Source organism: Cobetia sp. 10Alg 146, assembly GCF_029846385.1.
Taxonomy (GTDB): domain Bacteria; phylum Pseudomonadota; class Gammaproteobacteria; order Pseudomonadales; family Halomonadaceae; genus Cobetia; species Cobetia marina.
Genome location: NZ_JARWKT010000001.1, coordinates 618,241 through 641,583, shown reverse-complemented (window position 1 = coordinate 641,583; position 23,343 = coordinate 618,241). Strand labels below are relative to the sequence as shown.

General features: G+C 61.6%; 20 protein-coding genes. 8 read left to right on the top strand and 12 right to left on the bottom strand.

The features are described 5' to 3' along the window. The first annotated feature begins 122 nt into the window (after window positions 1–122). The 3 genes from QD172_RS02740 to QD172_RS02730 all read left to right on the top strand — a co-directional run bounded on the left by QD172_RS02740 (window position 123) and on the right by QD172_RS02730 (window position 3,007). A complete protein-coding gene (locus QD172_RS02740) occupies window positions 123–1,097 on the top strand; it encodes a sialic acid TRAP transporter substrate-binding protein SiaP (protein WP_279854835.1) in 975 nt (324 codons plus the stop codon). A 62-nt stretch (window positions 1,098–1,159) separates the two neighbouring features. Next, window positions 1,160–1,717, top strand: coding sequence for a TRAP transporter small permease (locus tag QD172_RS02735; protein WP_279854834.1), 558 nt, complete (start codon window positions 1,160–1,162; stop codon window positions 1,715–1,717). A gap of 9 nt (window positions 1,718–1,726) precedes the next feature. Continuing rightward, window positions 1,727–3,007: a TRAP transporter large permease gene (locus tag QD172_RS02730; RefSeq protein WP_279854833.1), complete on the top strand. Its 1,281-nt coding sequence runs from the start codon at window positions 1,727–1,729 to the stop codon at window positions 3,005–3,007. A gap of 118 nt (window positions 3,008–3,125) precedes the next feature. Here the strand turns inward: QD172_RS02730 and QD172_RS02725 are convergent, their stop codons facing one another. The 4 genes from QD172_RS02725 to QD172_RS02710 all read right to left on the bottom strand — a co-directional run bounded on the left by QD172_RS02725 (window position 3,126) and on the right by QD172_RS02710 (window position 7,266). After that, the gene (locus tag QD172_RS02725; protein WP_279854832.1) at window positions 3,126–4,670 is read right to left on the bottom strand and encodes a tripartite tricarboxylate transporter permease; all 1,545 of its coding nucleotides are present in this window, start codon (window positions 4,668–4,670) and stop codon (window positions 3,126–3,128) included. Between the two features lie 3 nt (window positions 4,671–4,673). Continuing rightward, window positions 4,674–5,219 (bottom strand): tripartite tricarboxylate transporter TctB family protein, encoded by a 546-nt coding sequence (locus QD172_RS02720; RefSeq protein WP_077377607.1) that lies wholly within the window; start codon window positions 5,217–5,219, stop codon window positions 4,674–4,676. A 113-nt stretch (window positions 5,220–5,332) separates the two neighbouring features. After that, window positions 5,333–6,388 (bottom strand): tripartite tricarboxylate transporter substrate binding protein, encoded by a 1,056-nt coding sequence (locus QD172_RS02715; RefSeq protein ID WP_279854831.1) that lies wholly within the window; start codon window positions 6,386–6,388, stop codon window positions 5,333–5,335. 131 nt (window positions 6,389–6,519) lie between these two features. Beyond that, entirely contained in the window at window positions 6,520–7,266 is a 747-nt protein-coding gene (locus QD172_RS02710; RefSeq protein ID WP_077377604.1) for a ribonuclease activity regulator RraA, read from the bottom strand. Window positions 7,267–7,769: 503 nt separating this feature from the next. Between QD172_RS02710 and uxuA the strand changes: the two genes are divergently transcribed. After that, window positions 7,770–8,945 carry a mannonate dehydratase gene (gene uxuA / locus QD172_RS02705; protein ID WP_279854829.1) on the top strand — a complete coding sequence of 392 codons (1,176 nt, stop codon included), beginning with the start codon at window positions 7,770–7,772 and terminating at the stop codon, window positions 8,943–8,945. Between the two features lie 106 nt (window positions 8,946–9,051). Here the strand turns inward: uxuA and QD172_RS02700 are convergent, their stop codons facing one another. The 8 genes from QD172_RS02700 to QD172_RS02665 form a co-directional block, all read right to left on the bottom strand. Beyond that, window positions 9,052–10,359 (bottom strand): TRAP transporter large permease, encoded by a 1,308-nt coding sequence (locus QD172_RS02700; protein ID WP_279854828.1) that lies wholly within the window; start codon window positions 10,357–10,359, stop codon window positions 9,052–9,054. Beyond that, window positions 10,356–10,973, bottom strand: coding sequence for a TRAP transporter small permease subunit (locus tag QD172_RS02695; protein ID WP_279854827.1), 618 nt, complete (start codon window positions 10,971–10,973; stop codon window positions 10,356–10,358). Before QD172_RS02695 ends, QD172_RS02700 begins: the two co-directional genes overlap by 4 nt. Window positions 10,974–11,128: 155 nt before the next feature. After that, a complete protein-coding gene (locus tag QD172_RS02690) occupies window positions 11,129–12,193 on the bottom strand; it encodes a TRAP transporter substrate-binding protein (RefSeq protein ID WP_279854826.1) in 1,065 nt (354 codons plus the stop codon). A gap of 176 nt (window positions 12,194–12,369) precedes the next feature. Next, on the bottom strand, window positions 12,370–13,512 hold the full coding sequence (locus QD172_RS02685) for a LacI family DNA-binding transcriptional regulator (RefSeq protein WP_279854825.1): 1,143 nt from the start codon (window positions 13,510–13,512) through the stop codon (window positions 12,370–12,372). A 225-nt stretch (window positions 13,513–13,737) separates the two neighbouring features. Beyond that, on the bottom strand, window positions 13,738–14,751 hold the full coding sequence (locus QD172_RS02680) for a D-glycerate dehydrogenase (protein ID WP_279854824.1): 1,014 nt from the start codon (window positions 14,749–14,751) through the stop codon (window positions 13,738–13,740). Window positions 14,752–14,929: 178 nt separating this feature from the next. Beyond that, a complete protein-coding gene (locus QD172_RS02675) occupies window positions 14,930–15,955 on the bottom strand; it encodes a sugar kinase (RefSeq protein WP_347882022.1) in 1,026 nt (341 codons plus the stop codon). Window positions 15,956–16,096: 141 nt separating this feature from the next. After that, window positions 16,097–17,692 (bottom strand): aldehyde dehydrogenase (NADP(+)), encoded by a 1,596-nt coding sequence (locus tag QD172_RS02670; protein WP_279854823.1) that lies wholly within the window; start codon window positions 17,690–17,692, stop codon window positions 16,097–16,099. A 222-nt stretch (window positions 17,693–17,914) separates the two neighbouring features. Beyond that, window positions 17,915–18,691, bottom strand: a complete 777-nt coding sequence (locus QD172_RS02665) for an SDR family oxidoreductase (RefSeq protein WP_054557138.1) — start codon at window positions 18,689–18,691, stop codon at window positions 17,915–17,917. A 647-nt stretch (window positions 18,692–19,338) separates the two neighbouring features. Here QD172_RS02665 and QD172_RS02660 point away from each other — a divergent pair. The 4 genes from QD172_RS02660 to QD172_RS02645 all read left to right on the top strand — a co-directional run bounded on the left by QD172_RS02660 (window position 19,339) and on the right by QD172_RS02645 (window position 23,234). After that, on the top strand, window positions 19,339–20,304 hold the full coding sequence (locus QD172_RS02660; RefSeq protein ID WP_279854822.1) for a tripartite tricarboxylate transporter substrate binding protein: 966 nt from the start codon (window positions 19,339–19,341) through the stop codon (window positions 20,302–20,304). Window positions 20,305–20,380: 76 nt separating this feature from the next. Next, a complete protein-coding gene (locus QD172_RS02655) occupies window positions 20,381–20,851 on the top strand; it encodes a tripartite tricarboxylate transporter TctB family protein (protein ID WP_084208377.1) in 471 nt (156 codons plus the stop codon). Beyond that, entirely contained in the window at window positions 20,851–22,371 is a 1,521-nt protein-coding gene (locus QD172_RS02650; RefSeq protein WP_279854821.1) for a tripartite tricarboxylate transporter permease, read from the top strand. Before QD172_RS02655 ends, QD172_RS02650 begins: the two co-directional genes overlap by 1 nt. Window positions 22,372–22,532: 161 nt before the next feature. Beyond that, a complete protein-coding gene (locus tag QD172_RS02645; protein ID WP_077377578.1) occupies window positions 22,533–23,234 on the top strand; it encodes a FadR/GntR family transcriptional regulator in 702 nt (233 codons plus the stop codon). Window positions 23,235–23,343: the final 109 nt, after the last annotated feature.

Here is a 23,343-nt window from a genome sequence, read left to right as displayed (position 1 = left end):
GATAGATACCTAGAGAGGTCACGCCAGGCCTTGCTCAGATTCCTCGATGAGCGAAACGGTGAGGTCACTACTGGCCCGCTGATACCCATGATGTAGAAGCCATGATAATTGGAGCGAATTCAATGATAAAAACAACGCTTATTCCTCTCGCCGCTGCCATTGGCATGATCTGGGCTACAGGAGCGCAGGCGACACAAACTGTGAAGTGGGCCCATGTATATGAGCCATCAGAAGCCTACCATCATTGGGCTGAGTGGGGGGCTGAGCAAATTGGGGAACGGACTAATGGCCGCTATAAAGTGGACATCTTTCCTGCTTCGACTCTGGGAAAGGAGGTCGAGATAAACCAAGGCCTAGTGCTGGGGACAGTCGATATCATTTATACCGGGCAGAGCTTTGCAGCACAGACATACGGCCCTCTGGCCTTGTCCGATGCCCCCTTCGTCTTTCGTGACTACACCCACTGGCAGGCTTATACCCAAAGCGATCTATTCCAGGAATTCGGCGAAGGGTATACCAAGGCTTCTGGCGGGAACGTCATTCTCGGTGATTGTTACTACGGCCAGCGCCACGTGACTTCAAATAAACCGATTATCGAACCTGCCGATATGCAAGGCCTGAAGATCCGGGTCCCCAACGCACCCATTTATAGCTTGTTCCCCAAAGCCGTGGGCGCCCGGCCAACTCCCCTGGCCTTTTCTGAGGTCTATCTCGCGCTACAACAAGGCGTGGTCGATGCTCAGGAAAATCCGTTGCCGACCATTCGTGCCAAGAAATTCTACGAAGTGCAGGACTATATCGACCTGACCGGCCATGTCACAGGCTCCAACCTTATCGTTGCCGGAGGGCCTTTCTTCAATCGACTACCGGACGAAGATAAGACGATCTTCCGTGAGGTGTTGGGAGAGGTGGCGCAGAAGGTATCGGCGGATGTGCGTGAGCAGGAGCTGGCCTCAATTGACTGGTTCAAGGCGCAAGGAGTGAAGGTTCTTGATGTTGATCGTGATGCCTTTCGCGAATTGACCCTACCGTCTCTCAATGGTGATGAAGCAACTTGGACTCTGGAAGAGTTCGATCGTCTCCAGGCGTTGAAATGACCTCGCACAAGGCTAAAGACATGAACAAGAGAGCTTTCGTTCCGCTCGACAGGAACTGTCACGTGCCCGATCAAAATATAGGGCAGAAATCATGCGAGCTGGAAGTAGCGTTTGAGGAAGATGAGGCCCCATTCTTATGGCGCAATTTCGGTCTGGAGGATGGGCTAACCTTGCTCGTGTTCTGGAGTATGGCTGGCGTGGTATTTGCGCAATTCTTTAGTCGATATATCCTGTCATCCTCACTGGGATGGACCGAAGAAGTGGCGCGTTATCTTTTGATCTGCGTCGGATTCATGGCAGCGACGATAGGGGTTCGCAAGCGTAGTCATATCCGGCTAGAGCTCCTCTATCGCTATTTACCCGTGAAAGCTTCCGCCGTAATAATCTGGTTGATGGATATTGGCCAGCTGGTGTACTTCGCCATGTTGGGCTGGGTGACCTGGAAGATACTGCCGCTGATGAGTGCGCAGAAGATGACTTCGATAGCCATCAGCATGGAGGCGCTTTACAGCATCGTGCTTTTCAGCATCGCAATCATGGTTATTCGTCTGGCTGGGCAAGTCATCATGTGCCGGGGCCCGAAGGACTGGCTTCGTACTCACGCCAGCACTGAAAAATAAGGGGCTATCATGACGTTATTCGTTCTTTTCGGCTCTCTTCTCTTGATGCTCGTGCTGGGATTCCCTGTAATGGTGACGTTGGGGGCATCGTCGCTGGCAGCTATCTTGGTAGAGGGGGGGGTGCCAGACTTCATAGTGATGCACCGAATGGTCGGTGGAATGGACAGCTTCCCTCTGTTGTCGATTCCCTTCTTTGTGCTGGCGGGAAGTTTGATGAATTCTGCTGGCATTACCAGTCGTATCTTCGATTTTGCCAGAGCCATTGTCGGATGGATGCCCGGTGGGCTTGGGCATGTCAACGTCGGTGCATCTGTCATCTTCGCGGGCATGTCCGGGGCTGCAGTCGCTGATGCTGGCGGGTTGGGGGCCATCGAGATCAAAGCCATGCGCCAGGCAGGGTATGACCCCGGCTTTAGTGTGGGTATTACTGCGGCTTCTTCTACCATTGGTCCTATCATTCCTCCGAGCTTGCCGCTGGTCATCTATGGGGTCATGGCATCAACGTCGATCGGCCAGCTCTTTGCTGCAGGATTGATTCCCGGTCTGATGATGGCAGGAGCGCTGATGCTGATGGTGGCATGGTATGCACATCGTTATCAGTATCCGCGTGATATCGGTTTTGCTTTGCATCGAGTCTGGCATACCTTCTGCCGTGCATTTCTGTCTTTGATGACGCCGCTCATCATCGTTGGTGGAATCGTACTGGGTATCTTTACCGCGACAGAAGCGGCCATCGCTGCGGTCATCTATGCGATGATGCTGGGCGCGTTGGTGTATCGCACGCTGTCTTGGAAGAGGTTGATCAGCGTGAGTATGGAAACGATTGAAACGACGGGCATCATCATGATGATCATCGCTGCATCATCAGTCTTTTCCTGGTTACTTACGAGCCATCACGTGGCTGAGAACTTCGCTAGCTGGATGCTGGCGTTCACCTCAAGCCCAACAGCGATACTGCTGTTGATGACGTTAATTCTGTTCGTGGTGGGGTGCTTCATGGAAACCATCGCGGCGATCACTATTCTAGTACCGGTTTTGCTGCCGATTGCCGTGAGTCTTGGTGTCGATCCAGTTCAGTTCGGCATCATCATGGTGCTCAATCTGATGATTGGTCTATTGACCCCTCCTGTTGGATTGGTGCTCTACGTGTTGTCGCAAGTATCGAAAGTGCCTTTTGAGCGCTGTGCATCTGCTACGATGCCCTTCTTGATTCCTTTGATTCTGGTGCTGATGTTGGTAACCTTCGTGCCGGGGCTGTCCTTGTGGCTGCCTACGCTGATTTATCGCTGATCGAGTCATGAATTTTGATGTCGTCTTTCCGGCAGCGACTGGGCTGATAATGAAGCAATTATCATGTTTCATTATCAGCCATTTTCGTTGATAACTGAGCCGATAGTTTCCACTTGAGTCAGGAGGATGAAGCCGCTTTCTCGACAGCTGACTTCTTCAACTGCACCGGCTTGCGAATGCCGAGGAAGTAGACGAAGACGACCGTCAGTACGACGAAGAACAGGCTGTCCGGCGTGGTGATGAAGGTCATCGGGTTGCCGTTGGAGAGCGTCAGCGCGCGACGCAGGAATTCTTCCAGGTTCGGGCCAAGGATGAAGCCGAGCAGCAGCGTGATCACCGGATAATCATGTTTGCGCATCAGGTAGGCGACGATGCCCAGCACCAGCGTCATCATCATCTGGAACACGGAGTAGGTGGCCACGAAGCTGCCGACGACGGCCAGCAATGCGATGGCGCCGTAGAGCACGTCCTTGCGGATGGTGACGATGCGCAGGAAGTAGGGGCCCATCAGATAGAGCGTCAGGGGAATCAGGATCAGGGCGCTGAACAGCAGCGAGGCCAGCATCGGCGCGATCAGTCCGGATTGTGACGCCATCAGTTGCGGCCCCGGCTGGATGCCGTTGATCACCAGTACGCCCAGCACGATGGCCGTGACCGGGTCGCCCGGAATCCCGAATGTCAGCATCGGCACCAGAGCGCCACCACAGACGGCATTGTTGGCACTTTCGGCGGCGGCGATGCCTTGGGGATTGCCCTTGCCGAAGCTCTCGGGCTTCTTCGAGGTGCGCACGGTTTCCACGTAGGCGAGGAAGCCGCCCATCGAACCACCTGCGCCGGGCAGGGTGCCGACCATGTAGCCGATCAGCGTCGACTTCAGATAGCAGCCGATGCCGATCTCGCGAATGGCGCTCAGCGGCGGAATGAAATCACGACGCTTGAGCTGTTGGCTGGCCTTGAGCTGCTGGCGGATGGCGGCGTCCTTCTTGCGATTGCCGACCTGGATCAGCAGCTCGCTGATGGCGAAGGTGCCGATGATGACCGGCATCAGGTCGATCCCGGCAGTCAGCTCACTGATGCCGAAGGTGAAACGCGCCAGTGGTTGCATGGCGTCCAACCCGATCGTCGCCAGCATCAGCCCCAGGCAGGCGGTGATGCCGGCCTTGCGGATGTTGCCGCGCTGGGCGACCACGATCACGATCAGCGCGAAGGCGATCAGTGCGCACTTGCCGGTGGTCTTGACCAGCAGTGAGGCCTCGGCGATGAACGGTGCCAGCACGATCAACAGCAATGCGCCGAGGCTACCGCCGACCATCGAACCGAAGGAGGCATGACCCAGTGCCAGGGCACCTTCGCCACGCTGTTGCATGGGATAGCCTTCCAGTGCCGTCATCATCGAGGAGGGCGCGCCGGGGATGTTGATGGTGGTGGCGGTGATGCTGCCGCCGCACATGCCGGCCATGTAGATGCTGGCACACGCCATCAGGGCGGTAGTCACGTCCAGGCTATAGGTCAGCGGCAACAGCAGGGCGAGCGCCAGGGTGGCGGTCAGGCCCGGGATGGCCGAGAAGATGGTGCCGATGACGAATCCGGCGACCACGTAGAACAGGATGACCGGGTCCAGCAGCAGGGCGAAGCTTGAAAATACCTGAGCGATGAATTCCATGCGTCATCCTCCACTCGTGGCGACGAGAGCGGACAGCTCGAAGGTCGGCAGGTGGACATTGAAGAGTTGTTCGAAGAGCAGATAGCCCAGTGCGGAGATGGCGCAGGCGATCAATGCCTTGCTGATCCATTTCTCACGCCCCGAGAACAGCAGCATCACGCTGAAGACATAGAGCGCGGACGCTAGCAGGTACCCCAGGTGCGAAAACGCCAGGATATAGAGGGCGGTCACCAGCATCAGGCGCAGCGCCGGTGAGAACAGCGGTGCGCTGGCGTCGCCGTCCGTCGTGGAAGACTCCTTGCCGTCATCCGCTGCAGCGCCGCGGCTGGCGCGGTGCTGGCTGACCAGCTGGGCCACGCAGAGCACGAGCGCGATGCACCCGATGAGGGCAGGGAAGAACGAGGCCGTCAGGCGGCCATTGTCCAATGGCGGCGCCATCTGGAAGGCGCTGATCAGATAGAGCGCACTGACGGCCGTCATGACCAGCGTCAGCGGTGTCGCCCCGCTGATCAACCAGTGGCGTCGGGGAGGGGAAGCGGATGAGGACATGACAGAATTCCTTGACGGCGCCCGTTGCCGGACGCCGCTTGACGATGGAAGTGAAGGAGGACGGGTAGACGTCGAGTGGCATCGACACTCAGCGGTGCCGCTTGCCGGCGCGTCTACAGGCCGAGTTCATCCATGGCGGTGAAGGTCTTCTGTTGGTAATCCTCGATCCAGGCATTGACCTCATCGCCGCCCAGCCAGCTGGGCGTGACGCCGACGCCCGTGATCCACTTCTGGAATTCCGGTGTCTCGTAGGCCGTGTGGTAGGCATTTTCCAGCGTGCTGACTACCTCATCCGGCGTGCCCTTGGGCACGGCCAGCACGATGAAGCTGCCGGTCTCGAGATTGCCACCCAGTTCACTCATCGGCGGCACTTCCGGGTAGGCGGGGTTCTGCTCTGACGAGAATTCGACGATGCCCTGGGCATCCCCGGATTCCAGAATGCCCGAGAAGTCTCCCAGGCTCGAGATGGCACCGTCGATCTCGCCGGACAGCAGGGCCTCGGCTTCGGCGGTGGAAGAGCCCGGATAGGTGATGACATTGAATTCGACACCGGCTGCGGCTTCCAGGCGGCGAACTGCCAGGTAGGGGCCGGAACCTCGCGGGGCGACACCGATACGCACGGTACCGGGGTTGGCGCGTGCCGCCTCGATCAGCTGCTCATAATTCTCGAAACCGGATTGCTTGGATACCACGATGGCGTCCGCTTCCTTGGTGATGCGAGCGAAGGGAATCATGCGGTCCAGCGAGTAGCCGGGCACCAGGTTGCCGCGAGGCAGGGTGATGATGCTGTCATAGGTCATCACGCCGACGGTATGGCCATCCGGACGGGCCTTGCTGAGTTGCATCAGGCCGGTGGCGGTGATGGCACCACCGATGTTCTCGACGTAGATCGATTTCGGCAGGTCCTGCTCGGCCAGGTTACTGATCTTGCGGCTGATGGCATCGGCGCCGCCGCCGGCGGGCCACGGCACGATCAGTCGGATGTCACGCACCGGATAGTCGGCCTGCACACCGGTGCTGACGAAGGGCGAGGCCGCGACCATGCCGGACAGGGCAATCGGGGCGAGCAACGCCAGCAGTGAACGGGAGCGGGTCCTTGAGCGAGCGCTCGGCGTGAGACAACGTGAGTTGGCTTGACGGGTGTCTTGGCGATTGTCTTGACAGAGCATGGCACGACTCCAGTGTTGTTATGGTTGTGGTCACTCGATACGCATTGATGCAGGAGGGGCGGTGGACGACAGGCCGGCGTGACCTGTCGTCCGGGGCTACCGTGGACAAGACGGTATGGGCGACATGCAGATTACTGCTTGGCTGCCATGTAGCGTTCGAATTCTGCGCGGGCCTCGTCCGTCGGCGGGTACAGGCCGATCACGGGCGTGCCGTTACGGACTTTCTCCAGCACGTAATCCTCGAAATCTTCCATCTGACTGGCTTCCTCGGCGATCTCGTCGGCCAGCTCAAGCGGGATGACCATCACGCCATCGGCATCGCCCACCAGCACGTCGCCCGGGAAGACCGGCACGCCGCCGCAACCGATCGGCACCTGCAACTCTACTGCATGGTGCTTGGTCAGGTTGGTCGGGGCGCTGGGCTTGGCGCAGAAGATCGGCAGGTTCATCTCGGCAGCGGCGCCGGAATCCCGGATACCGGCATCGGAGACGAAACCGGCGCACTGACGATACTCCAGGCGGGTCAGCAGGATGCTGCCAGCACTGGCGGCCGAGGCATCCTGACGGCAGTCAGACACCATGACATGCCCGGACGGGACGGTTTCCACCGCCAGGCGCTGCGGGTGCTTGGGGTCGCGGAAGGCGGCGACGGTGTCGATGTCTTCACGTGCCGGGATATAACGCAGTGTGAAGGCCTGGCCCACCATGTGGGTCGTCTTGCGGTTCATCTGCACCACGTTCTGGATGAAGGTGTTTCGCAGGCCACGCTTGAAGAGCAGGGTGTGCAGAGAGGCGGTGGAAGCGCGCATCAAACGCTCGCGGGTCACGGAGGAGAGCTCGGCGTAGCTGGCGTGCTCGGTAGAAGTAATGGCAGTCATATGGCGTCCGTCGTCAGTCTATGGGTAAGGAGGCTCGGCTCTCGGCAACGTGCCTGGCCAGAGTGATCAGTCGACACGTGCGTCTGATGGGGTTTCCGAGATCACTATAGGGGGCTTGAGATGACTGATCAAACAAATATTGACAACTTTGGATGATCAATAAGTCTAGTGTCGGCAGCGAAAATGGCACTCATCACCATGGCTGTCCGGCATGGCACGCGAAGGACATCGTGGGGCACGCGAGCGTCACGTTCCGCACTCGTTACTCGTCATGTCACTCAATATGTTGATATTGATGGATTTATTTTCTGTATCTCAGGCCGATAGGGTGTCTCGCCCAGTCCCACGATACGGCTTTACGGTGAGGAGCCGTGTCGGTGGCAGGAAGCAACATGAGCCGGCTCGTCATCGCCAGCGACATAGGTCGCATGGCAGCACCTGACACAAGTTGTCATATTTTGTCGGTGGGTGGCACTTGCCCCTTTGACCGTCAAGGAGATGACATGGAAGCGACATGGCGCTGGTTCGGTCCCGAGGATCCCATCACGCTCGAGGAAGTTCGTCAGACTGGCGCGACAGGTATCGTCACGGCGCTGCATGAGATACCCAATGGCGAGGTCTGGCCGTTGGCCGCCATTCGCGAGCGCAAGGCGCAGATCGAGGCGGCCGGTCTCAGGTGGTCGGTGGTCGAGAGCATTCCCGTCCATGAGAGCATCAAGCAGGCAGCGCCCGGCAGTGATCGCCATATCGCCAATTACCAGCAGTCGCTGCGTCATCTGGCGGAGTGTGGCATCACCACGGTGTGCTACAACTTCATGCCGGTACTGGACTGGACGCGCACCGATCTCGCCTGGCAGCTGCCGGAAGGTGGCACGGCCCTGCGCTTTGATCAGGATGCCTTTGCGGCCTTTGATCTCTATCTGCTGGAGCGCCCCGGCGCCGAGCGCGAATACACCAGCGAGGAGCAGCAGGCCGCGCGGCAGCATCTCGAGACGCTGGATGATGCCGGTCGCGAGAGGCTGATCCGCACCATCATTGCAGGACTGCCCGGTGCAGAAGAGGGCTACAGCCTGGCGGAATTCCGCGCCGCGCTGGCAGCCTATGATGGAATTGACGCCGCGCGCCTGCGCCAGCATCTGGCCACCTTCCTCAGGGCCATCGTGCCGGTGGCGGAAGAGGTCGGCATTCGACTGGCCATTCACCCCGATGATCCGCCGCGGCCGATGTTCGGCTTGCCGCGCGTGGTCTCGAGCATGGTCGATGCTGATTGGCTGCTGGGTGTTGTACCCAGTCCGGCCAATGGTTTGACGTTCTGTACCGGCTCCTACGGTGCCAATCCGGATATCGATCTCAGCATCATGGCGCGCCGCTTTGCCTCTCACATCCACTTCGCTCATCTCAGAGCCACCGGGCGTGACAGCGAGGACAAGCGCTCCTTCCATGAAGCACAGCATCTCGAGGGCGACCTGGACATGGTGGAGATCATCCGTGTGCTGGTGGCAGAAGAGCGCCGCCGCCTGGCGTCTGGCGGCGCGCCCCTGCCGATGCGCCCGGACCATGGTCACCACATCCTGGACGATGCACGCCGCGAGACGCGTCCCGGCTATCCTCTCTATGGGCGCATGAAGGGGCTGGCCGAAATCCGTGGCCTCGAAATGGCGATCCAGCGGCTGGCCTGACGGCGGGTACGCCACTCAAACAAGAACGGCCACCCCGGTGTCTAGACCGGGGTGGCCGTTCTTGTTCATGAGGCCAGACAGACAGGTCTGTCTGGCCAGGGGGCTGCTAGACGAAATCGGGAGCGATCAGGCGCGGGATCGCCAGCACGAATTCCGGGAACAGGATCATCAACACGATCACGGCCAGCATCACGCCCAGGTACAGCATGGTGGTCGCCATGGCCTTGAGCAGGGGGATGCCGCCGATCTTGGCGGAAATCATCAGACATAGGCCGTAGGGCGGCGTGATCAGCCCCAGGCCCAGCGCCATGACGCCGATGACACCGAACTGCACGGGGTGCACGCCTGCCGCCATCGCCAGCGGGTAGAAGATGGGTGCCATGATCGCCATGGCGGGCAGGGCGTCCATGAAGGTGCCGATCACCAGCAGCACGATGGTCATCACGATGAGCAGCACGGTCGGGTCCGTGATGCTGACGCCTGCCATCAGCTTCGGCGGAATCTGATAGAAGCTGATCAGATACCCGAAGATGGCCGCGCCCACCAGACTGAACAGCGACAGCGAGCACAGCCTGACGGTGTCGGTGGAGGCATTGAGCAGCTTGGTGAGATCCAGCTCGCGATAGATCACGAAGCCCAGCACCAGTGCGTAGACCACCGCGATCACCGCGGCTTCGGTCGGCGTCACGATGCCCAGGGTGATGCCGCCGATGATCACGATCGGAATCCCTGAGGCCAGCAGACCATCCTTGCCGGAGCTTGCCAGCTCCTTGAGGGTGGCACGCTTGCGTACCGGCACGTTGTAGCGGCGCACGTAGCGGGTATTGAGCAGCAGCTGAGCCACACCGATCATCACGCCGGGCAGAATGCCGCCGAGAAACAGGCCGGCGATCGACGTGTTGGTCAGCGCACCCCAGACGATCATGTTGATCGACGGCGGGATGATGGTGCCCATCACGGAGGAGGCTGCGGTGACCGCGACGGCGAAGCTGACCGGATAGCCTTCGCGCTTCATGGCCGGAATCAGTACCGTGCCCACGCCGGCACTGTCAGCGGTGGAGGAGCCGGAGACCCCGGCGAACAGCATGCTGACCAGCACATTGACGTGGGCCAGCGCACCACGGAAGTGGCCGACCAGTCGCATGCACAGCGTGATCAGGCGGTCGGTGATCCTCGCGGCATTCATCAGGTTGCCGGCGAGCAGGAACAGCGGCACGGCCAGCAGCACGAAGGAATCCATGCCGTTGTACATGCGCTGGAACATGATCCAGTAGGTCAGACGCGGGTCCAGCAGGATCAGCGTGGTCGCCGTCAACACCAGTGCCATGGCGATGGGAATGCCGATCACGATCAGGACGCCCAGCACGCCGAACAGCAGCCAGGGCATCAGGTAGAGCCAGTCCATTGGCATCATGGCAGTGTTCTCCGGTCAGTGGCGTCATGCGCATGGCCGGCGATGACGGGGGACAGGACGGCCTGCGTCTCCTCCGGCGTCGCCAGTTCTTCCGCCTCGCTGGGCGTATTGAGTGCCGCTTCCATGGCGGTCATGCCGAAGAGCCAGGCATGCAAGAGTCGCTGCAGACTGAACAGCACGATGAAGACGCCACTGACGGTGAACACCGAATAGACGTAGATCATCGACAGCCCCGAGGCCATGGCACTGCGGCGCAGGCCCGACAGTGCGAAGTCCTTGCCGTGGACGATGAACAGTACCCCCAGCAGCAGGCAGGCGAGATCACGGATCCAGCGCGTGACGAGGTCGGCGCGACTGCCGCGAGGGAAGGCTTCGAGCACGAAGTGATCGGCATGCAGCACCCCGACGGCGGTGCCCAGCATCACCATCCACTGGAAGGCGAAGCGGCTGAATTCCTCGGTCCAGAACAGGCGAGGCAGGAAGGCCAGGTTGCGACTGGCGATCTGATAGATGATGAAGACGATGAAGCTTGCCAGCAGTACCAGCAAGACGAGATAGAGCAGACGTTCGAGCGTCCGATTCAGGCGTGAGAGCCCTGCGAGCACAGAAGGCATGGCACTGTCCTTTCAAGAAGAGTGCGAGGGAAGGAGAGCGACGACACGAGAGTGATGACACGCGAGGTGACGTGCGCCAGGGGCAGAGGAAGGTGGCGGGGCGCCTGTCCTGAGGCCAGAGTTGGCTGCAGGTGAGGCGCCCCGCCTGACATGCCTTATCTGACGGCGCGTACCTTGTCGTAGATGTCCTGCAGTCCCATCTCGGCGATCACTTCCTTGAGCGGCTCGGCGACGATCTCCTGCATGCGCTCACGGTCGATCTCATGCAGCTTGGCACCCTGCTTCTCCAGCTCCGCGAGGGCTGCCGCGTCCTGTTCCAGCTGCACCTTGCGGGCGTAGGCCGCCGCTTCGTGCGCGGATTCCATCAATGTCTTCTGCTGCTGCTCATCCAGGTTGTCCCAGGACATCTTGGACATGGTCAGCAGGCGCACGGTGATGTCGTGCTCGGACAGCGCGATGTTGGGGGCGACTTCGTGGAAGCGCATGCGCAGTGTCCATTCCGGCTCATTGAGCAGGCCGTGGATCGCGCCCAGCTGGATGGCGGTGTAGATCTCCTTCCAGGCCACCACGCTCGGTTCGACCCCGAGTGCCTGCCAGGCGACGATCAACGGCTTGGTCGGATTGGTGCGCAGCTTGAGGCCCTTAAGGTCATCGAGTGAGGTGACCTCGCGCGAGCTGACGATGTGGCGCTTGCCGCCACCGAAATAGGCCAGCACCTTCACGTCGGTCTCGTCACTGATCTTCTGGGCGATTTCCTGGCCGACCTCGCCATCCAGCACCTTCTGCCAGTGGTCGACATCGCGATACAGGAACGGGATGGTGAACACGTTGGCGGTGGGCGAGAAGTCGGTGATCAGCCCTGGGCTGACGATGGACATGTCCAGCGCGCCGGCCATCTGCTGCTCGAACATCTCGGTTTCATGGCCCAGTACCGAGTTGCCCATGATGGTCATGGTGATGTCGCCATCGGTCTTCTCGGCGAGCAGGTCGCGCAGGCGCTCGGCGCCGAGCTGGTAGGCGGTATCTTCGGTGCCGGCGTGGCCGAAGCGCAGCTCCATTGCCTGGGCGCTGGCCGAGAAGCCGAGCGTGGCGCCCAGCAGGGTGCCGGTGGTGGCCGCGACGGCCAGCCCCTTGCTCAGCCCTCTGGTCAGTCGGGCGCCCACAGGTGAGCGCTGGGAAATGGCAGGGGTGGTCGTAGTTGGATTGATCCAATTCAGCATGATGGCGTTTTCCTTGGCGTTGTTTGTTGTTGTGCCTTGCGTCTTTCTGTCTTTCCGTCTTGCAGTCTTGCGGCTTGCCAGACCGGCAGTCTCTAGACGGCCGGTCCATGCTCGGGGGTCGCGCGGCCAGCCGATGCTCTCCAGGCATGACCCGCCGTTCAGAGAAAGCGTTGGCGTCAGTCCGGGCGAGGCGTCTCGACGATGGCGTCGTCAGGACTCCCGCAGGAGCGGCGTATCTTGAGTTCCGGCGGCATGATGACGCTTTCTCGCTCGCCGCCGGGATTGGCGATCCGTCGCAATGCCAGTCGCGCCGCCTGCTCCCCGATGGCGTAGGGGTGCGTGGCGATACTGGTCAGGGGCGGGTCGCCCAGTTCGGCTTCCTCGACATCATCGGTGCCGATCACGGCACAGTCGCGACCAGGTTCCAGCCCCATCTGGCGCAGTCCCAGCATTGCACCGAAGGCCACGAGGTCGTTGTGGCAGACCACTGCCGTCGGGCGAGGGCTTTCCTGCATCAGGGTCTTGATCAGCTCATGGCCGACACGCCGCGTCACGCCATTGCCGCGCACCAGGCGGCGATAGCTCAGGCCATGATGATCCAGCGCGGCCTGATACCCCAGCCAGCGGTCATGACTGACCGAGTGGTCCGCGCCGCCGATGAAGGCGATGCGCTGATGGCCCAGGCTGACGAGGTGATTGACGGCCATCTCGGCCACGCGTCGGAAATCGGTGCCAGCGTAATCGAATGGCGGCGCGTCCAGATAGCGCATCACCTGGATGCAGGGCATGCCCCAGTCGGCCAGTTGATGGATCAGGTTCGGGTCCGAGTGTTCGGCGGGGCACAGCAACAGGCCATCGACACGATGTTCACGCATGCGCTCGATGAAGCGCTGCTGGCGCTCAGGGGAATCTTCGCTGTTGGCGAGAAATGACACATAGCCTTCCTGATGGAGGGCGGCATCGATCCCCGCGACCATGGAGCCGAAGAAGGGGTTGGCGATGTCATAGACCACCACGCCAAGGGTCGCGGTGCGGCTGCCGCGCATGGCGGCGGCGCCACGGTTGTAAACGTAGCCCAGCGCCTTGATGGAGTCCTGGACCTTCTCGCGGGTGCGCTTCGCCACCAGCGGGCTTTCGCGCAGCACCAGCGAGACCGTGCTGCGCGAGACCTTGGCATGTGCCGCGATATCTTGAAGCGTGATGCTGCTCGAGGCGCTCTGTGATGATGGGGCCTGCGATGACGGGACCTGTGATGACGGGGCCTGCGATGACACCGTGGCATCTGCCTTGGCCGGCGGTGTCGTGATGGGATCTTTCATGGCGTCTTCCCTGGGCGTTTTCTTGTTGTCATCCCGAACTCATGGCCGGGGTGGAGACGTTTTTGGATGGTTCCAAATCCATGTCCAGAGCATAGAGCAATTCGCCCGCGCTCCCCTCAGCACTTTGGTCTGGCAGCCATGTGTCGAAGGGGCGGCGTCACAGGTCTGCCAGCCACCGGTTTGCCGGCCACCGGACTGCCGGCCACCGGACTGCCGGCCACCGGTCTACCGGCGCGTCCAGCTGGCTTCATTGACCGCACTCAGCGGCGATTTCCCCGCCAGTGCCAACAGCAGGTTGTCCAGCGCACGCTGCGCCATGGCGCGGCGTGTCTCATGGGTGGCAGAGCCGATGTGCGGCAGTGCCACGACCTGTGGCAGGCGCGTCAGCGGTGAACTTGCCGGAAGCGGCTCCTGCTCGAAGACATCCAGCCCGGCGCCGCGGATACCGCCACGCTCGAGACACTCGATCAAGGCCGCTTCATCGATGACACGCCCGCGGGCGATGTTGATCAGGATGGCGCTGGCGGGCATCAGCTCCAGCTCGCGTCTGCCGATCAGGCGTTCGGTCTGCTCGCTGAGCGGGACGGTGACGCAGACGAAATCGCTGGTCTTGAGCAAGGTGTCCAGCTCGACGCGGCTCGCGCCCAGTTCGCTCTCCAGCGCAGGCTTGGGGGAGGCATTCGAGTACTGGACCCGCATGCCGAAGCCGAGTGCACCGCGCCGCGCGATCGCCGCGCCGATACGGCCCATGCCCACCATGCCGAGTGTCTTGCCGTGCACGTCCGTACCGAAGTGAGGCGGTGTGAGGCCATGTGTCCATTGGCCGTCGCGCACCATGTTGGCCAGCTCCACCGCGCGTCGTGCCGTGGCCATCATCAACAGGAAGCCGACATCGGCAGTGGTCTCGGTCAGCACGTCCGGGGTGTTGCACAGCAGTATGCCGCGCGCGTCCATCGCTTCAAGCGGGTAGTTGTCATAGCCCACGGAGACCGTGCAGATCACCCGCAGTGCGGGGGCGGCATCCAGCAGCGCTTCCGTGATCCTGTGTCCAGAGCAGATGAGTCCATGGGCATCGTGCAGGGCGTCGTGCAGTGCCGCATCCAGCGCCTCGGCGCTGTCATGCCCCTCCAGCAGCACGACGTCATGCCGCTCGCGCAGGGTGGCCATCTGCTCCTCATCCAGCGCCTTGAGCACCACAACCTTGCGGCGGGTCACGCACTCGTCTGCGTCACTTGTCATATGGCTGTTACCTCGGGCCGAGTAGTGCTGTGCATGCATCCTTGCCTCCTTGAGAGCGTGGGCGATGAACTGACCTGCAGACTGCCGTCAGGGGTGTGTCACCCCTGGTCGTGTCGCTACTGGTTGTGTCACCACTGGGTGTATCACCACTGGTTGTCATTGGAAATCGGCCGCGAACTCAGGACACGCTGACGGCATCACCCGCTTCGAGCGCCTTGAGCGTCGCGCGATCCGGCAGGCCCTCCATGTCCCCCCGCACCTGAACGGCACGGCTGCCGAGCAGATTGGCGCGATGCATGGCGTCTTTCGGGGAGAGCCCTTCAAGCAGTGCGCTGACGACACCTACCGCAAAGGCATCGCCCGCCCCCACGGTATCGACGACCTTGTCGACCCGCAGGCCCGGGACGCTGAAGGCGGCTTCCTGGCCGCCGATCATCCCGCGGTAATAGCTGCCCTCAGGGCCCAGCTTGATGATGACGGCCTTGGCACCTTGCTCGAGATAGTGGCCGGCGATGGCCTCAGGCGTCTTCTGGCCGGTCAGTTGCTCGCCTTCCGCAAGCCCCGGCAATACCCAGTCGGCGCGGCTTGCCAGCTGATTGAGGGTGTCGCGCATCTCCTGCTCGCTTGACCACAGGGTAGGGCGCAGATTGGGATCAAAGGAGATACTGGCACCGGATTGACGGGCCTGTTCGAAGAGATGGAACGATAGTTCACGACAGCTGGGGGAGATGGCCGGCGGAATGCCGGTGGCATGCAGGTGGCGCAGGGCGCTGAAGTCGATGCCATCGGCGTCACTGGCATTCATGCGGCTGGCGGCGCTGCCCTGACGGAAATACTCGACATGCGGATCTTCCCCCTGGCTGGCGCGTGCCTTGAACATCAGGCCGGTAGGAGCATCGCTGTCGCGGGTCAGATGGCGACAGTCCAGCCCGTTGTCTTCCAGGGTCTGGCGCAGATAGCGCCCGAGGCTGTCGTCGCCCACGCGGCTCAGCCAGCCGACATGAAATCCCAGCCGGGCGAGGCCGATGGCCACGTTGGTATCGGCGCCGGCGATGCGTCGCTCGTAGTGCGAGACCTGTGCAAGATCGCCCTCGCTTTCGGCGACCAGCAGCGCCATGGCTTCGCCAAAGGCGAGGATTTCCAGTGGCGAGGAAGAAGAGAATGAGGATGGCGTCGATGACGCGTTGGCTTGCTCAGACATCATGGCGTGTCCTGTGTAGTTGGAGCCGTTCCTTGTGCTTGTCCTGCATGACGACACGGCTGGCGAAGCCGCGCCGTCATGGAAATTGCCGTACTGCGCATTGTCGGTCAGACGTCACTCACTGCACGTCACTTGGGCAATGACTCAGAGCTGGCGCTTGCCGTCCACCAGACGCGACAGGCCCTGGGTGCCGTCACGCAGGGTCGGGCTCAGCAGTGCCTCAGGCAGATCCTGATAGCACACCGGACGCAGAAAGCGTTCGATGGCCGCGCTGCCCACCGAGGTGGTGCGGCTGTCAGAGGTTGCCGGCCAGGGGCCACCGTGGACCATCGCCTGACAGACTTCGACACCCGTCGGCCAGCCATTGGCGAGAATGCGACCGGCGCGACGCTCGAGCACCGGCATCAGGGTGCGGGCGGCGTCGATGTCGGCATCGTCCAGGTGCAGGGTGGCGGTCAGCTGGCCTTCCAGGTGCTCGCAGACCGCACGCATCTCGTCCAGATCGCGACAGGCGATGACCAGCGAGCTGGCACCGAAGACTTCTTCCTGCAATGCGGATTCACTCAGGAAGTCGCTGCCGGTGGTTCGGAACAGCGCGGTCTGACACGGACTTGCGTTGTCGCCATCCAGTGCGCCGCGCGCGACTTCCTGTACCTGGGGCAGGGCGGAGAGCTTCTCCACGCCACCCCGGTAGGCATCGTGGATGCCCGGCGTCAGCATCGTCTGGCAGGCACTGGCCGCGACATTGTCGGCGGCGGTCTTGAGGAAGCGCTCCAGCGCTTCGCCTTCGAGGGCCAGCACCAGTCCCGGGTTGGTGCAGAACTGGCCGGCACCCATGTTGAGCGAGGCGATGAAGGCCTGTCCCAGCCCTTCGGCACGGGCTTCCAGCGCGGCCGGCATCAGCAGTACCGGGTTGATGCTGCTCATCTCGGCGTAGACCGGGATCGGCTGAGGACGTGCCTGGGCGGTCTTGAGCAGTGCGGTACCGCCACTGCGTGACCCGGTGAAGCCCACGGCCTGAATGCGCGGGTCATTGACCAGTGCCTGACCCAGGGTGTTGCCGCTGCCGTAGAGCAGTGAGAAGACGCCTTCCGGCAGGTTGCAGCGCTTCACGGCACGCTGGATGGCGCCGCCGACCAGCTCGGACGTCCCCGGGTGAGCGGAGTGTGCCTTGACGATGACCGGGCAGCCAGCCGCCAGTGCCGAGGCGGTATCGCCACCGGCCACCGAGAAGGCCAGCGGGAAGTTGCTGGCCCCGAAGACGGCGACAGGGCCGAGGCCGATGCGACGCTGGCGCAGGTCGGCGCGCGGCATCGGGCTGCGTTCCGGCATGGCCGGGTCGATGCGCACATCCAGCCACTCACCGGCGCGCACGACGCCGGCGAACAGGCGCAGCTGACCGCAGGTACGGCCACGTTCCCCTTCCAGACGAGCCCGCGGCAGGCCGGTTTCCTGAAGGGCGCGCTCGGTGATCTGCTCACCGATGGCCTCGATTTCCTCGGCGATGGTCTCGAGGAAGCCGGCGCGGGTTTCAGCATCCGTTTCCCGGAAGCTGTCAAAGGCGTCGTGTGCCAGCTGGCAGGCCAGCTCCACCTCACGGGCACCACCGGCCGGATAGCCCGGCGCCAGGCGCTCACCGTTGGCAGGATTGATGGCGTGTACCGGCTTGCCGTCGGCCAGCAGACTCTGCTGTCCGATGATCTGGTGGCCGCGCAGTGTCGTCTGATCGGAAGGTGACATAAGGCGTCTCTCTTTTCGTGGGGCGTTCTTTTCGTGGGCACAGTCCGGAATGTCCCGCCTCCATCGCCCTCATGGGGCGCGACGCGGGACAAGGGAATGCTCGTCTCGACTGACGGTGCATGGCGGGACTGTTGCGTGCCGACATGTCATGAGGCCGAGGGCGAGACATTCAGGCTGCTGGGGCGCGTCTCATGGGCGCGATGCCGTCGTGGGCGGTATGCCTCACGGGCACATCTGGCCGCCATTGATGTCGATCACCTGGCCCGTGATGTAGCCACTGGTGGCGTGGGAGGCGAGGAACAGGAAGGTCGGTGCACATTCCTCGGAGGTACCGAAGCGGCCCATGGCGATGCTGCCGGCGATCTTGGCACGCAGCTCTTCGCTCTTGTCGGCGTGGAAGACGGTATCGATGGTGCCCGGCGACACGATGTTGAAGCGCACGTTGTCCTTGGTGAATTCCTTCACCCAGTTGCGGTGCAGGTTATGCAGCATGGCCTTGGTGCCGCCGTACAGGGAGGCGCCGAGACCACCGCCCTCGCGGCCCGCGATGGAGCCGGTGCTGATGACGCTGGCGGTGGTGCCGGAATCCTTGGCGGAGGCCTTCAGATGCGGCATGGCATATTTGGTCGTCATGATCGCGGAGCGCAGGTTCAGATCCATCACCAGGTCGAAGGCGGCATCATCCAGGCTCTCGAGTCCGGCACGCACGCCCAGACCACCGGCATTGTTGACGAGCACGTCCATGCCGCCGAAGGCCTTGGTGAAGTCCTCGACCAGTGCAGCACAGCCTTCGCTGGTGGACAGGTCACGTGCGAAATATTCAAAGCGAGCACCGGTGGCTTCCATCTGGGCGATGGCGTCGCGAGCGGCGTCATCCTGCTGGCGGCTGTTGATGCCGACCACTGCCCCTTCACGGGCGAAGGCCACGGCGGCTGCCAGACCAATACCCTTGGTGGAGCCGGTGATGAGGACTTTCTTCTGCTTGAGATCGGTGAACATGTGGGATTCCTGACGGTGGAAAGCCGTACGCTCTTGGAGGCGGCATGGCGAATGAAAGGTGGAGGAAGTTGCGGCGAGCATTGGCTCCCTCTCGGCACGAGTCACCTTAGCCCAGGCAGACACGATCGACAAACAAATAATGACAACTGGCGAGTAGTGCTTTAGTGCAGTTCGCCGTTGGGTATCTCTGGATCACCCGCCAATGGCACCTGGCAGGACGCGGGCTGGTTTCGGGACAGGGCAGGCGAGCTTTCCTGGAATGAAGGAAAGGGTGATTTGTCGTGAATTGACAGATAAATAAGTAAAATCAATAAGTTATTCAGGTTTATCGTAGTCAGCCATGCGCAGGATACGCCGTGGATTGCGGCCATTGGATAAGGGTCTCGCTAGCCCGGTTCGGCTATCCTAGAGGTAGATCCCGTCAGCCCCCCACGACAGCCAACCCTCACTCCCTCCCTGATGCTCATTTTTGGATTGGTCTAAAGTTCAAGTTGTCATAACTTGTAAAATTCGTGTATCCCGCTGACACTGATCTCAGTGCCTGGGGCAGCCAACGCCAACCTTCATGACGCTGTCCCACGCTGCAATGCCGCAACAGACATAGCCACGCAACGCCTCCATAACAAGACAACGAGAGAGTCTTCGCCATGCGTAAATTGTCACAAGTCCTCTGCGCCTCCGTGCTGACCCTGTCCGCTTCCGCGGTGATGGCAGCTGACTACCCCTACAAGCCCATCACGCTGATCGTGCCATGGTCTGCCGGTGGTGGCAGCGATGCGGTCGGCCGTCAGCTGGCGGCGGGTCTTCAGGAAGAGCTCGGTCAGCCTGTCAATGTGGTCAACAAGACCGGCGGTTCCGGGATGGTGGGTCACATGTCCATGAAGATGGCGCGCCCCGACGGTTACACCCTGGGGCTTGGCACCGCAGAGATTGCCACCTATCAGCATATCGGCACCGCGCAGCTGTCCTATGAGGACTTCACGCCCATCGCGCTGCTGAACCTGGATTACGCCTCCTTCACGGTGAACGCCGATTCCGAGTGGAAGACCCTAGATGATGCCCTATCGGCGCTGAAGGCCAATCCGAGCGATTACACCGTCTCCGGCTCCGCGCCCGGGGCTGCCTATCATCTGTCCTTCGCCGGCTTCCTGGATCAGCAGGGCATCAATCCGAATGACGTGACACTGGTGCCCAGTGAAGGCGCCGCGCCGGGTCTGCAGGAGCTGGCAGCCGGTGGTGTGGATATCGTGTTCTCCTCGCTTCCGGAAATCGAGTCCATGCGCAAGTCTGGACGCGTCAAGGCGCTGGCGGTGCTGGCCAATGATCGCGTCGATTCCTTCGAGGATGTGCCTTCTGCCAAGGAGCTGACCGGCTCCGAGTGGAGCCAGGGCTCCTGGCGTGGCCTGGTCGGGCCCAAGGGACTGCCGGAAGAGGTGACCGCACGCCTGTCGGAAGCCACCGAGAAGGTCTGGAAGTCCGAGCAGTTCCAGGACTTCATGTCCGGTCGCGGTTACGGCACCGTCTGGGAAGATGCCGAAGGTTTCCGTGCCTTCATGAAAGATCAGAATGAGAAGAACGCAGCCACCATCGAAAAGCTGGGCCTGGCCAACTGAACGCGCGGGTCGCCGTGAGCGTCTGCCATTCAGCGTGTTCGACCGTTTCTTCCTGAGTCTTCATGAGTAACCGCACATGCGTACCAACGACAAGGTCACGGGTGTGGTGACGGCAGCCTTCGGGGCTGCCGTCATATATGCCTCCCTCGACTTGAAGAACCTGCCGCGCCAGGAATATGGGGCCGGTACCTTTCCCACGGTCATCGGCGCACTGCTGATGCTGTTCGGAGCCATCCTGCTCGTCCGTGGGCTGCGCAATCGTGAAGTCTGGTTTGCCTGGCAGCACCCTGTGCCGCTGATCACCTTCATCATGACATTGGCGGCCATCTGCGCCTCCATCGTGGCCTATATCTACCTGACGCCAGTCATCGGTTTCCCGGTGGTGTCCTTCGTGCTGCTCACGTTGCTGCTCTATGCCTTCCATCATCGTCGCTGGTTGCCTGCCGGTGGTATCGCGCTGGTGGCCACGGGAGTGATCTGGGAAGTCTTCGGCCAATTGCTGCACGTTCCGCTTGAGCTGGGCCTGCTGGAAAAGGTGATCTACTGATGAGTGACTTACTGCAAGCCGCCACGATGGTGTTCACGTGGGAAGTGATGCTGATCATTCTCGCCGCCTCCCTCTTCGGGCTCTTCATGGGCGCCATCCCTGGCCTGACGGCCACCATGGCCACGGCACTGCTGGTGCCGGTCACCTTCTTCATGGAACCGCTGCCGGCCATCGCCGCCATCGTGTCCGCGACTGCCATGGCCATCGTGGCCGGCGACATTCCCGGGGCGTTATTGAGGATTCCCGGCACACCGGCCTCGGCGGTCTATACCGAGGAAGCCTATGCGATGGGCAAGCAGGGCAAGGTCGGGCTGGCACTGGGGCTGAACGTGACCTGCTCGATGATCGGTGGGGTGATCGGGGTGCTGATCCTGGCCTTCTTCGCGCCGCGCATTGCCGAGTTCGCCATCCAGTTCACCAGTGACGAATATTTCTGGCTGGCGCTGCTGGGGCTTTCCTGCGCGATCCTCGTCTCCGGCAGTGACCCGCTCAAGGGCGGAATCTCGATGCTGGCGGGGCTGGTCATCGCGATGGTGGGCATGGACAGCGTCTCGGGTCAGATGCGCTTTACCTTCGGCAACTATGACTTATTGGCCGGTATCTCCATTCTGCCGGTGCTGATCGGACTGTTCGCGATTTCCGAGCTGATCCGTCGCATGCCGGAAACCCGCAATGCCGCGCCGCTGGTGCCGCCCGTCATCAAGCGTCCCTTCGAAGGCGTTGGCGCAGCGCTCTGGAAATACAAGGGCGGTGTCCTTCGCGGCGGTGCCCTGGGGACCGTGATCGGGGCCTTGCCGGGCGCCGGTGCCGATATCGCGTCCTGGATCAGCTACGCCGTGAGTCGCAAGCTCTCCAGGACTCCGGAGAAGTTCGGCAAGGGGCATCCAGAAGGCCTGGTCTCGGCCAGTTCCGCCAACAATGCCTCGTTGTCCGGGGCCTATATTCCGGCACTGGTCTTCGGGATCCCGGGGGATACGGTCACGGCGATCATCATCGGCGTCCTGATGACCAAGGGCATCACGCCGGGTCCTGACGTCTTCGTCGACCAGGCACCGTTGGTCAATGCCATCTTCATGGTCTTCGTGCTGGCCAATCTGCTGCTGTTGCCGCTGGGCTTCATGGCGATCCGTGGGGCGCGACACATCCTGTCGATTCCCACCGGTATCCTGTTCCCGCTGATCCTGATGTTCTGCATCGTCGGGGCGTTCGCAGCCAACAATGCGATGTTCGATATCTGGATCATGCTCGGTATCGGCCTGGTGGGCTTCTTCATGGCCGAGAACGACTTCCCGGTCGGGCCGATGATTCTGGCGGTGATTCTGGGGCCGATCGTCGAGAGCAACTTCATGCGCTCGATTCTCAAGTCCAATGGGGATCTGACGGCCTTCGTGGATCGCCCCATCGCCATGGTACTGGCGATTGCCGCAGTGGCGGTCTGGACCATGATCATCGTCAACGGGGTGAAAGCAGGGCGTCGAGTACCGCAGACACCGGCATCAAAACTCCCTCAGGATGCCTGAGTGAGATGACGCGTCGGATCGAGAGGGGCCTGCGGGGGAGCACCCATTGAGGGGGCTGCCCCGTAGCCTTTCCTCATGCGGCAGGGTTTCCGGTAGAATCGCACACCATCTGACATGCCTGAAGGTGGACCAAGAGTGATGAGAAAGGGCGACATGACACGATGAGTGACGCAGCCAAGCATTCACTGTCGTTGGTGGTCTACGAGAAGATACTCGCCGCCATCATCAGCGGTGACTATCCCGTCAACAAGAAGCTGCCGACCGAGGCGCGCCTCTGCGAGCTGTATGAGGTATCCCGCCCGGTACTGCGGGATGCCCTGGCGCGTCTGCGCGAGGACAATCTCGTCGTGTCGCGGCGAGGGTCTGGCAGTTTCGTCATCAATCGGCCTGACAGTGCCGTGCTCGAGTTCGCACGGATCTCCAGCATCGCCGACATACAACGCTGCTTCGAGTTTCGCACCAATGTCGAGGCTAGTGCGGCGGGCCTCGCCGCGCAGCGGCGCACGCCAGAGCAGCTGGAGCACATACGTCAGCGTTTCGAGGCCATCAATCAGGCCAACCTCAATCATGATCGCGCCTCCGAGGAAGACTTCGAGTTCCACCTCGCGATTACCGAAGCCGCCAGCAATCACTACTACGCCACCGTGCTGCGTTCGCTGAATCAGAGCATCAAGGAAGGCATGAACTTGACGCGCGGTCTGTCACTGCGTGCCTCCGAGGAGCGCCTGCGGATCGTCCAGGATGAGCATCAGGCGATCATCGATGCGATCGCCGGCAAGGATTCACCCGCCGCGGAAAGCGCCATGCGTGCCCATCTCGAGGGGGCGCGTCGGCGTATGTTCGAGGGGGTGCACACGCCCTAGTCTCACAGGGGGCGGGCGCTCCACCTGCCATTTCAGCTCCACGACAATGCCTCTGATCATTCCCGGTCAGAGGCATTGTCGTCTCTGGAGCGCAATGCTGTCCCCGTGA